This is a genomic window from Guptibacillus algicola (assembly GCF_020171805.1).
GTDB lineage: Bacteria > Bacillota > Bacilli > Bacillales > Guptibacillaceae > Guptibacillus > Guptibacillus algicola.
On sequence record NZ_JAIVAF010000005.1, the window covers coordinates 244,494 to 255,552 of the forward strand.

The window sequence follows — 11,059 nt, forward strand, 5'->3', positions numbered from 1 at the left end:
ATGATTCGTACTGAGGAAATGCTTTTGAATGTAGGTCCGCAGCACCCCAGTACACATGGTGTGTTTCGCATCGTTCTCAAGATTGATGGAGAAGTGATCAAAGAAGCAACCCCTGTAATCGGATATCTTCACAGGGGAACGGAAAAGATTGCTGAAAACCTTCAATACACGCAGATTATTCCATATACAGATCGAATGGATTATCTCGCTGCGATGACGAATAATTATATTCTTTGCCACGCCGTAGAGACAATGATGGCGATGGAACTCCCTGAGCGAGCTGAGTATTTAAGAGTGATCGTGATGGAACTTGGGAGAGTAGCGAGTCACCTTGTCTGGTTCGGTACGTATCTACTTGATATTGGGGCGATGAGTCCTTTCCTCTATGCGTTTCGAGAGCGAGAAGTCATTATTAATCTACTGAATGAAATATCTGGAGGGCGCCTCACATTTAATTACATGAGAGTAGGCGGGGTGAAGTGGGATGCTCCAGAAGGATGGCTCACAAAGGTACGTGAGTTTGTTCCGTACATGAGAGAGCAGCTTGCAGGTTATCACGACCTCGTCACTGGTAACGAAATCTTCATGGCACGAATAAAAGGAGTCGGAACGTATTCAAGAGAAACAGCACTCTCTTATTCTCTTAGCGGCGCGAACTTACGTTGTACAGGCGTTGACTGGGATCTTAGGAAAAATGAGCCATACTCCATCTATGATCGATTCAACTTCGACGTTCCCGTCTTTCATGAAGGAGATGCCTTGGCTAGATACAAGTGCCGGATGGGTGAAATCGAAGAAGCACTAAAGATCGTTGAGCAGGCCGCTGCTCAAATCCCAGAAGAAGGGGCGATTATGGCAAAGGTGCCTAGAATCATCAAACCTCCTGCTGGAGAAACGTACGTAAGGATTGAATCTCCCCGCGGAGAAATCGGCTGTTACATAGCATCCAAAGGGAAAAAGGAACCTTACCGACTAAAGTTCCGCCGTCCGTCCTTTTATAACCTACAAATCCTTCCTGAACTTCTTGAAGGAGAAAACATATCAAACTTGATCGCAATCTTAGGAGGCATCGATATCGTTCTTGGGGAGGTGGATGGTTGATGAGTGAATGGCTCACTTCCACACCAGGATACTGGCAAACAGGAGGCTTTTTCCTTGCTGGTGCAGCGATGCTGATGGTCGTGCTCGGATTTGTGACTTACGCGATCTTAGCAGAGCGAAAAGTGTTAGGATTCATGCAGCTAAGGCACGGACCGAATCGAGTTGGTGGGCGCTTCGGACTTCTTCAGACCGTTGCAGATGTTCTAAAGCTACTCCTAAAAGAAGATACCATCCCAAGAGATGCTGATCGTCCGCTCTTTATCATCGCACCTGTTATCGCGTTTGCACCTGCTTTTGTTGTCATTGCTGTTTTACCTTTTACCGAAAGGATTACATTTGCGAATATCGGAGTAGGATTGCTTTATTATATTGCGATCTCAGGAATTTCGACGATTGGTATTCTGGCTGGTGGATGGGCTTCGAACAATAAATACGCGCTACTCGGAAGCATGCGTTCCGCTGCTCAAATGATTTCTTATGAAATTCCGCTCGTCATGAGTGTTATAGGAATCGTCCTGCTTACAGGTTCACTTAATTTAAACGACATCATCATGGCTCAGGAAAACGTTGCGTTCCTTTTCAAGCAACCGCTAGCATTTTTCATCTTTCTAATCGCTTCTGTAGCTGAGCTCAATCGAACACCGTTCGATTTACCAGAAGCGGAGTCAGAGCTCGTTGCAGGTTACCATGTTGAATATTCAGGCTTCAGGTGGGCATTTTTCATGCTCGCAGAGTATGTATACCTCTTTGCTATGGCATCGCTAACAACCATTCTCTTTCTAGGCGGCTGGCAAGCAATTCCGTTCTTAGATTTTGTGCCCGGATTTATATGGTTTGCTCTCAAGTTCATTTCGATCGTGTTCATCATGATCTGGATCAGAGCAACGTTTCCACGTCTACGTGCAGATCAATTGATGACGTTCGGATGGAAGGTTCTCCTTCCACTTGCGTTGGCTAACATTTTTATTACGACCATTTTGATCGAACTATTCCGTTCATTTTAAACGGGACTCGGTTTAAAAAGGGAGGAAGCAAAACATGCGAGGACTAGCGAAAGGGTTAGCTTACACCCTTAAGAACCTAACGAAGGAAAAAGTAACGTATGGCTATCCAGAAAAACCGCTCGAAATGCCAGATCGATTTCGAGGCATTCAGAAGTTTTATCCTGAAAAATGCATCGTCTGTAACCAGTGTGCAGCGATCTGCCCGACGGATTGCATCACATTAACTGGAAAGAGTCATCCAGACCCTTCGAAAAAAGGAAAGATCATCGATACGTACGATATTAATTTTGAAATTTGTATACTATGTGATCTCTGTACGGAGGTGTGTCCGACAGAAGCGATCATCATGACAAACAATTTCGAGCTTGCTTCATATAGTAGAGACGATCTGTTTAAGAATCTTGAGTGGCTAGATGAAAACGATACGAACCTGAGAAAGGAAAACAAAGTATGAACGGAGAGCTGATCGTCTTTGTCATTCTCTTTCTAATCACGATTTCAGGTGCTCTATTTATGCTCAATCTATCAAAGGTCGTTCATATGGTGATGGCGCTCGTTCTTACATTTCTCGGAATAGCAGGGCTATACGTGACCCTAGCAGCGGAGTTTGTAGCTGTGGTCCAAATTCTAATTTATTCAGGGGCAATCACCATCATCATGCTGTTTGGCATCATGCTCACGAAGCATTCTGATGAGGAGAAGAAAACAAGTTTTGCTAAGAAAGGTATCGTCCTCTCAGGAATAGCTATTTTCTTTCTAATCATGTTTTCCGCGATCCAAAATCTATCGCTAGGGAGCCAAGCCACAACACTTCATGAAAACAATACCGAGCAAATCGGAATCATGCTTTTCACCGAGTATGTGATTCCTTTTGAACTTGTGTCAGTCGTATTACTCGTAGCACTCGTTGGAGCGGTGATCCTCGCAAAAAGAGACGATGCGAAGGAGGGTGAGTAGCCATGAGTTCAATTCCGCTTTCGGCTTATCTTGTTACGGCACTGTTACTTTTCTGTATGGGACTCTATGGCGCTCTGACGAAACGAAATGCCGTAATTGTTTTGATTTCAATTGAGCTTATGTTAAATGCCGTGAACATAAACCTTGTTGCGTTCGCAAAATACGGCGTAGGTGCTTCCATTCGTGGGCAGGTATTCTCTCTGTTCACCATTACCGTCGCAGCTGCAGAAGCAGCAGTAGGTCTTGCCATTCTTATCGCGCTGTACCGCAATAGGGGAACGGTTAATGTCGATGAAATGAATACCTTAAAAAAGTAGCAAAGGGGGGTTATAAATGGGTTATGTCTGGCTGATTCCGGTTCTACCACTTCTGTCCTTTCTAATCATTTTGTTTACCAGGCCGGTCATTTATAAAAAAGCTGGCATCGTTGGTACCCTGTTTTCTGGCGCTGCTTTTGTTGGTTCACTCATAGTTCTTTTCAGTCATTTTCAGGAGGGGAATTACCTTGTAGAAGCCAATTGGCTTTCGATCGATGCGATCACATTAACTGTTGGGTTCGAAGTGAATCCGCTGAATGCTCTCATGCTGGTCATTGTGACCCTCGTTAGCTTTCTTGTACATATGTATTCGATCGGTTACATGGAGGACGACGAGCGGATCGCGACGTTTTTCGCATATTTAGGACTTTTCACTTTTTCGATGACCGCGCTCGTTATGTCTCCAAATCTCCTGCAGATTTATTTCTTCTGGGAGCTCGTAGGAGTATGTTCCTTCCTATTAGTAGGTTTTTATTTCTATAAGCCTGAAGCGAAGGCAGCCGCTAAGAAAGCCTTCATCGTAACAAGAATCGGTGACGTAGGGTTGCTTGTTGCAATCTTCTTGCTTTACTGGCAAGCAGGTACGCTCGAATTAGACGGCATTTTCAGTGCAGCGGAATCTGGTGCTATAACGCCTACAATGATAACCATAATAGCCATTCTGATATTTGTAGGAGCGGTTGGGAAGTCCGGTCAATTCCCGCTTCATACGTGGCTGCCGGACGCAATGGAAGGTCCGACACCGGTATCTGCCCTCATCCATGCTGCGACGATGGTAGCAGCTGGCGTCTATCTTGTTGCCGTCATGTTTCCTCTATTCCTAGCTTCAGAGGCTGCGATGACAACGGTTGCCATTACCGGTGGTGTAACGGCTATCTTTGCAGCCACCATCGCGCTCGTCCAAAACGATATCAAACGAATTCTCGCATATTCTACCATCAGCCAGCTTGGTTACATGATGCTAGCGCTTGGAACAGCAGGATATACAGCAGCTGTCTTTCATCTCACGACTCACGCGTTCTTCAAAGCACTGCTTTTCCTTGCTGCAGGGAGCGTGATTCATGCAGCACATGAGCAAAACATTCTCAAATTAGGTGGTTTAGGTAAGAAGCTAAAAGGAACAGCACTCCTTTTTCTTCTAGGAAGTTTAGCGCTATCTGGTTTTCCGCTTTTCTCAGGATTCTTTAGTAAAGATGAAATCCTTGCTTCTGCTTTTAGCGATGAACGCTATATTCTGTTCGGTTTAGCCCTCTTCACGGCGTTTCTTACCTCTTTTTACATGTTCCGTCTTTACTTTCTTGTGTTTGCTGGAGAAGGGAAAGGAGGGGCAAAAGAATCACCGCGCACAATGCTTATTCCAATGGCTGTACTTGCAGTCCTTGCGGTGTTTTCAGGATTCATCCAGACACACTGGTTCGGAACCTTTCTTGGTGATTGGCTTGAAACAACACCGTATCCGGTCATTTTCAGTTCGGTCGAAGCGCCGCTATGGATACCGATTCTTGCAAGTGCCTTGTCGATAGGCGGAATCGCTCTTGCCTGGCTTATGTACGTGAAACAAAGCGTTCCACATAATTGGCTGTATGGATCGATAAAGGAAGTTCACCAGGTTTTAGATCGAAAATATTATATAGATGAAATCTACCAAGGTGTTTTTGTAAAAGGACTCTTTGTTTTCAGCTACTTCTGGAGCTATTTTGATCGCTTTATCGTAGAAGGGACAGCGGCTGCAATGAGGGGAGTCGTTACACAACTCGGCAAAACGGGTGTGAAGGTTCAGTCGGGACAAGTGCAGACCTATGGTGCTGTCGCGTTCTCGGGTCTCGTTATCGTACTACTCGTTATCGCGGCATTAGGGGGGTATTTCCAATGACCGAGTCATACTTACTGACATTGCTCGTATTCTCACCTCTCTTAGGAATCATCTTACTTTGCTTCATGTCTCCTAAACATCACTCAATAAAATGGATTGGAACGTTATCCACCTTATTACCGCTTCTTCTCACGATCATCGTGTTCTCTCTATTTGAAAGAGGCATTGAGGGCGTGCAGCTACAGCAGTCTCATACATGGTTCGAACTGATGACATCGATTAGTCCGAACGAGCCATACATCATTTCCTTTGAGCTTGGCGTCACTGGATTATCCGTTCTGTTTTTATTTCTAACGGCACTCATCACGTTTCTCGCTTCGTTTACAGCGCATCGAATGAAGGATGGTTTGAAAGGATTTTTTATCATCTTCCTAGCGCTTGAGCTTGGTATACTTGGCGTTTTTTCTAGTGAAAACTTGTTTCTCTTTTTCCTGTTTTTTGAGATTACTCTTGTCTCAACATTCTTACTTCTCGGCAGGTGGGGAGGGTTTCACAAGGAACGCGCTGCCTTTTCATTCTTAATCTACAATGGCATAGGATCTGTGTTGCTTCTTGTTGTGATCATTACGCTATTCGTTGAATTGCGTACAACGAATATTACGGAACTAACATTGATGTTGAAGGACACGGATTCACTAGAGTATCTCTCTTATGACGCGAGAATGTGGCTGTTGGTCCTACTCGTTGTTGCATTCGGCACAAAACTACCGATCGTTCCCCTTCATTCTTGGATGGTTCGCGTTCACGTAGAAGCGCCGATCGCAGTCGTCATGATCCATGCAGGTGTATTATTAAAAATAGGGGCGTATGGGTTGATTCGCTTTGGTGGAGGTTTCTTTCCAGAACAGCTTCAGGACATGGCAGTGGTTCTAGCTATACTTGGACTGATCAATCTTCTATATGGTGCATTCATCGCTTTCGTCCAAACGGAACTTCGTGCTCTACTCGCATACTCTTCCATTTCACACATGGGAATCGTATTGCTTGGTCTCGCTTCATTCAATAGTGCTGGGGTACAGGGAGCGATCTTTCAAACCATCTCACATGGACTCATCGCTGCGCTACTCTTTCTTTTAATCGGTGTCATCGTAGACCGGTTTGGCACAACGAGACTCGACGAGCTTGGGGGGGTTGCGAGTCAGACGCCGTTATTTGCGGGCTTCTTTTTAGCGGCCGGACTTGCATCGCTAGGATTACCAGGTATGAGCGGCTTCATTAGTGAGTTTCTCGCATTCCTTGGTGTGTTTAAAGCGATGCCTGTGATCGGAGCAATCGGCGTAATAGGGATTATTTTAACGGCTGTGTATATACTCCGTGCAGTTCTCGCTGTGACTTTTGGTGAAAGGCGGCCGTCGTTTGATCGAAAGGCAGACCTCACTGCAACTGAACTCGTTTCCTCAAGCGTTTTACTCATCATGATCATCTGGATCGGTGTATACCCAGCAATACTGACTAGCACGCTCGGAACGATTGGGATAGGGGGTTAGAGGAATGGATATGTCGACATTGATGCAATTCAATTGGGGTAGTATGATGCCTGAATTTATCATACTGATTACAGCAGTAGCGCTCTCCCTGATCGATCTGTTTATGAATAAGAAGAAAGACCGTACGATGCTCGTGTGGATCGCGCTTACAGGTGTTGGGTTAGCATTGATCTTTCTCTTTCTTCAGTTTGACAATGGCGTCGTTTCGATTCTAAATGAAACGTACCGACTCGATTCCTTTGCGAAAGCCTTTAAGCTCTTGATGCTGATTGGGACCGGTCTTGTACTGTTGCTAGGGCTTCCAGCGCCAGATGAGTTAAAGCAGGTGAGAGGTGAATACTATTATCTGATTTTAACAGCGCTACTCGGCGGGATGATGATGGCTTCGAGCGCAGATCTTATCACGTTATTTGTTGGTCTTGAGCTACTGAGCTTATCTTCATATATTCTCGTAGGAATAAGAAAAACAAATCATTTTGCTAACGAAGCTGCATTTAAATACCTCGTTAGCGGGGGGATTGCGACGGCCATCACACTATTCGGGATGAGCTATCTTTACGGTCTTTCAGGAGAAACAAATTTATATGCGATTCAGTCTGCAATGACTGGAGACATCGTAGCAGATAATCGTTTTCTCGTCGTCTTTGCTTTTCTTATGATTTTTATCGGACTTGTTTTTAAAATCGCGGCAGCACCATTTCATATGTGGGCACCTGACGTGTATCAGGGAGCAGAAACCCCTATCACAGCTTTTCTTAGCGTAGTATCAAAAACAGCCGGGTTCGCCATCATCCTTCGAGTGCTTATGGTACCGTTTGTTTTCGCACCAGGAACAGGAAAAGTTATTACACCAGACGGAATGAGTTATGAATCGTTACTCGTATCCGTTCGCCCATATATTGGGATTATAGCGATTTTAACAATTCTAATTGGGAATCTAATCGCGCTTAGACAGCTGAATGCAAAACGTCTTTTTGCATACTCGAGTATCGCTCATGCAGGGTATCTCCTTATTCCTTTTGCAGCGTTATCGGAAATGGTTTTTGAAGTAGTGTGGTTTTATTTAATGGCTTATCTCTTAATGAATATTGGGGCATTTGCGGTCATTCACGCTGTTACGAAAGAAACAGAAGATGTGACGATCGCTTCGTTTGCTGGGATGTTTAGACGTTCCCCATTTATCGGTATCGCAATGACGATCTTTCTATTATCTCTTGCAGGTATTCCGTTTACGGCAGGATTCATTGGGAAATTCGAAATATTTATGAGTGCTCTTGGAACAGAACCGAAACGATATTTTCTAACTGGAGCCATGCTTCTTGGAACAGTCCTCTCATATGTGTATTATTTTGGGCTACTTGTTCAAATTTATTTCAGACCTACAGATAAGAAGCCGATCACTGTTTCTGGTGGAATCACGGCTGTTCTAACCATCGCAGCGACAGCCACACTTGTTCTCGGCATCTTTCCATCAACGGCTTTAACGTTTATTCAGGACTACTTTCATTTCATGGAAATGTTTAATCGATAAGTACCGCAGTCTTACAGGGATTGCGGTTTTTTGTTGTGATTTAGGAAAAAATAAAAATATTGTCGAATTTGATGTTAAAATGTAGATTAGAACTTATATTTATGGGGTTAAAGTCCGATATTCATTAAGTAAAATATCTTTTATAATAAGCAAATAGAAATTGGTACGAGTGTGCAAATGAGAGGGGGTAAAAAGATGACAGAAGCACTTGCGCAGCAATCGATCTTTTCGATTTTCATTCATCTAGTGTTCTTATTGATCACTTGGTGGGCGCTGCAAACTGTTCGCTTCGATGTATTTGTAAAGAAGCCGAATAGTCCACAAGCCAAAGTCCTCATGATACTCCTTACCATTAGCATCGGTTCCCTCACTAGCAGCTTCTTTCTCGATTACTACAACTGGTCCATCCGCCTACAATACTTATTCTAACTCTCACAACAGCAAATGGAATTTGTCGGTTAATGACTACAAATTCCATGTATGCGCCCGCCCTTAATGGTCACAATGAAAGTAAGAGACCTGAACGGGGAGAGGGTTTAAGATGAAGCTAATGATCGGTTTACTGTCAGTGCTGCTTCTTGGAAGCTTTTCGAATGGTACATCAGTAACGTTTGAAGAAGATACGGAAGCAAAGACAGCCGAGATTGCGAACGTTTTAATAGCCAATGATGTCACGATTGAAAGTTGGTCCCTACACACAAAAGAAAAAATGGGTTTTAAAAGTAAATCCCGAGGGAAGAGACTAACTACGTCGGAGCTTCAAGACCTTTCACCAGGCTACAACTGGACTGAGAGCGAAGAAGACGATGGTATCGTAAAGATCATTGGAACAAAACTGGATTCTAACAAGGGGATCAAAGATACACTGACCCTTATCACGTATCCGGAGAATGGTCGTAATAGCTCTTATCTTATTTATAATATGGAAGTCTCCGGATTTCACCAGGAGGAATGGCGAACAGCTTACGAACACTATAAGTCACAAAAGACACAATTTTTCCAGCAAGATGCCCCTGACTTCACTTGTTTTAAAGGGGTGAAAGATGATAAAATGAACATTGTTTTGTACAAAGAGGCGGACAAGCTTTTAAGCGAATTTCAAGCCTCGAAAGTTGAATCTGTCAATGAAGAGACGTTTGTATCACTTTCCGCATACCATAAGAAGTGGAAAGCAAATATCACAACGAACAACCAGAGAATGAATTTACAGATAGCATTAAGAGATACAGGATTGGGCGGTGCAACTACCGTCACAATTGGCACACCGATAATTACGACTGAATATTAATATACAAATTGGACGCGGAGGGGAATACGTTGGAAAAAATCATCGTCCGAGGTGGCAGGAGACTGACTGGCTCTGTCAGAGTCGAGGGAGCAAAGAATGCAGTCTTGCCCGTCATCACAGCATCTGTTTTAGCACATGAAGGAACGAGCACATTAAAAGATGTGCCAGCCCTTTCAGATGTACACACGATTAGCGAAGTTTTAAGTTATTTGAACGTTGAGTCAGAGATAAATGGAAATACGATTCATGTAGATGCAACAAAACCACTAAAAACAGAAGCACCTTTTGAAGCAGTACGCAAAATGAGAGCTTCGTTTCTAGTTATGGGACCATTATTGGCCCGCGTGGGTCATGCCCGCATCGCACTTCCTGGTGGTTGTGCAATCGGATCAAGACCAATTGATCAGCACCTTAAAGGATTTGAAGCAATGGGTGCTGAGGTTCAAATCGGAAATGGTTTTATCGAAGCTTCTATTAAAGGAAGACTTCAAGGCGCTAAGATTTACCTTGATTTCCCAAGTGTTGGAGCTACAGAAAACATCATGATGGCAGCAGTTCTTGCTGAAGGTACAACGACGTTAGAAAACGTTGCTCAAGAACCTGAAATCGTCTGTCTAGCGAATTACCTAAATGCGATGGGTGCGAAAGTACGAGGCGCAGGAACAGGTACAATTCGAATCGAAGGTGTCGAGAAGTTATACGGTGCTGAACACTCCGTCATTCCAGATCGCATCGAAGCAGGTACTTTTATGGTAGCATCTGCGATTACAGGCGGAAATGTTCTTATAGAGAACGCTGTTTCTGAACACCTACGCCCTCTCATTGCTAAGATGGAGGAAATGGGAGTTGAGATTACTGAAGAAGGAAATGGACTTAGAATCATCGGTCCTGAAACGCTGAAGCCAGTAGATCTCAAAACAATGCCGCACCCTGGTTTCCCTACGGATATGCAGTCACAGATGATGGCACTCTTGCTTCAAGCAAAGGGTACAAGTGTGATTACTGAGACAGTATTCGAAAATCGCTTCATGCACGTTGAAGAATTCCGTCGCATGAATGGGAACATCAAGATCGAGGGTCGTGCTGCTATTATCGAAGGACCTTCAAAGCTACAAGGTGCTGAAGTATCAGCAACAGATCTCCGTGCCGGAGCTGCTCTTATCTTAGCTGGTCTAGTTGCAGACGGCTATACTCGAGTAGATGAACTCAAGCACTTAGATCGTGGCTATGTTAACTTTGCTGAGAAGCTTGCAGCTCTTGGAGCTGACGTAGAACGCGTCAACCTTGAAGAAACTGAGAATGCTTCTGAAGAAGTTACTGAAGAAACGGATGTTAAACCGAAGTTAGCATAAATCGAAGAAAACCGTAGCCTTGAGCTACGGTCAGCCTGTAGAGGAACCCCATGTTCCTCTACAGGCATTTTTTATTGGTTTATAATTTGAGATATGTGTTTTCGAAATTTGACGTTAGTAATATAAAAAAAACTCTCCTTCACCTAGCT

Annotated in this window: 11 protein-coding genes; all 11 read left to right on the forward strand. The window is 44.0% G+C overall.

Features of this window, described 5'->3' with window-relative positions; all coding sequences use genetic code 11:
* The gene (locus LCM09_RS17050; RefSeq protein WP_224884370.1) at nt 1–1,101 is read left to right on the forward strand and encodes an NADH-quinone oxidoreductase subunit D; all 1,101 of its coding nucleotides are present in this window, start codon (nt 1–3) and stop codon (nt 1,099–1,101) included.
* The gene (nuoH, locus tag LCM09_RS17055) at nt 1,098–2,105 is read left to right on the forward strand and encodes an NADH-quinone oxidoreductase subunit NuoH (protein WP_404800855.1); all 1,008 of its coding nucleotides are present in this window, start codon (nt 1,098–1,100) and stop codon (nt 2,103–2,105) included. The genes LCM09_RS17050 and nuoH overlap by 4 nt, the downstream gene beginning before the upstream one ends.
* A 34-nt stretch (nt 2,106–2,139) precedes the next feature.
* Nucleotides 2,140–2,559: an NADH-quinone oxidoreductase subunit NuoI gene (gene nuoI / locus LCM09_RS17060; RefSeq protein ID WP_224884374.1), complete on the forward strand. Its 420-nt coding sequence runs from the start codon at nt 2,140–2,142 to the stop codon at nt 2,557–2,559.
* The gene (locus tag LCM09_RS17065; protein WP_224884375.1) at nt 2,556–3,062 is read left to right on the forward strand and encodes an NADH-quinone oxidoreductase subunit J; all 507 of its coding nucleotides are present in this window, start codon (nt 2,556–2,558) and stop codon (nt 3,060–3,062) included. The genes nuoI and LCM09_RS17065 overlap by 4 nt, the downstream gene beginning before the upstream one ends.
* Nucleotides 3,063–3,064: 2 nt before the next feature.
* On the forward strand, nt 3,065–3,379 hold the full coding sequence (gene nuoK, locus LCM09_RS17070) for an NADH-quinone oxidoreductase subunit NuoK (RefSeq protein WP_224884377.1): 315 nt from the start codon (nt 3,065–3,067) through the stop codon (nt 3,377–3,379).
* Between the two features lie 16 nt (nt 3,380–3,395).
* A complete protein-coding gene (gene nuoL / locus LCM09_RS17075) occupies nt 3,396–5,252 on the forward strand; it encodes an NADH-quinone oxidoreductase subunit L (protein WP_224884379.1) in 1,857 nt (618 codons plus the stop codon).
* Complete coding sequence (locus LCM09_RS17080; protein WP_224884380.1) at nt 5,249–6,739, forward strand: complex I subunit 4 family protein; 1,491 nt, start codon at nt 5,249–5,251, stop codon at nt 6,737–6,739. Before nuoL ends, LCM09_RS17080 begins: the two co-directional genes overlap by 4 nt.
* Nucleotides 6,740–6,743: 4 nt before the next feature.
* Nucleotides 6,744–8,270 (forward strand): NADH-quinone oxidoreductase subunit NuoN, encoded by a 1,527-nt coding sequence (nuoN, locus tag LCM09_RS17085; protein WP_224884382.1) that lies wholly within the window; start codon nt 6,744–6,746, stop codon nt 8,268–8,270.
* A 195-nt stretch (nt 8,271–8,465) separates the two neighbouring features.
* Complete coding sequence (locus LCM09_RS17090) at nt 8,466–8,699, forward strand: DUF1146 family protein (RefSeq protein WP_224884384.1); 234 nt, start codon at nt 8,466–8,468, stop codon at nt 8,697–8,699.
* A gap of 112 nt (nt 8,700–8,811) precedes the next feature.
* Complete coding sequence (locus LCM09_RS17095) at nt 8,812–9,558, forward strand: YwmB family TATA-box binding protein (RefSeq protein WP_224884386.1); 747 nt, start codon at nt 8,812–8,814, stop codon at nt 9,556–9,558.
* 29 nt (nt 9,559–9,587) lie between these two features.
* On the forward strand, nt 9,588–10,910 hold the full coding sequence (murA, locus tag LCM09_RS17100) for a UDP-N-acetylglucosamine 1-carboxyvinyltransferase (protein WP_224884388.1): 1,323 nt from the start codon (nt 9,588–9,590) through the stop codon (nt 10,908–10,910).
* Nucleotides 10,911–11,059: the final 149 nt, after the last annotated feature.

Bases quoted from the DNA above. Each gene is read 5' to 3' on its own strand.
- LCM09_RS17050 (WP_224884370.1), top strand. From the start codon at position 1: ATGATTCGTACTGAGGAAATGCTTTTGAATGTAGGTCCGCAGCACCCC.
- nuoI (WP_224884374.1), top strand. From the start codon at position 2,140: ATGCGAGGACTAGCGAAAGGGTTAGCTTACACCCTTAAGAACCTAACG.
- LCM09_RS17065 (WP_224884375.1), top strand. From the start codon at position 2,556: ATGAACGGAGAGCTGATCGTCTTTGTCATTCTCTTTCTAATCACGATT.
- nuoK (WP_224884377.1), top strand. From the start codon at position 3,065: ATGAGTTCAATTCCGCTTTCGGCTTATCTTGTTACGGCACTGTTACTT.
- nuoL (WP_224884379.1), top strand. From the start codon at position 3,396: ATGGGTTATGTCTGGCTGATTCCGGTTCTACCACTTCTGTCCTTTCTA.
- LCM09_RS17080 (WP_224884380.1), top strand. From the start codon at position 5,249: ATGACCGAGTCATACTTACTGACATTGCTCGTATTCTCACCTCTCTTA.
- nuoN (WP_224884382.1), top strand. From the start codon at position 6,744: ATGGATATGTCGACATTGATGCAATTCAATTGGGGTAGTATGATGCCT.
- LCM09_RS17090 (WP_224884384.1), top strand. From the start codon at position 8,466: ATGACAGAAGCACTTGCGCAGCAATCGATCTTTTCGATTTTCATTCAT.
- LCM09_RS17095 (WP_224884386.1), top strand. From the start codon at position 8,812: ATGAAGCTAATGATCGGTTTACTGTCAGTGCTGCTTCTTGGAAGCTTT.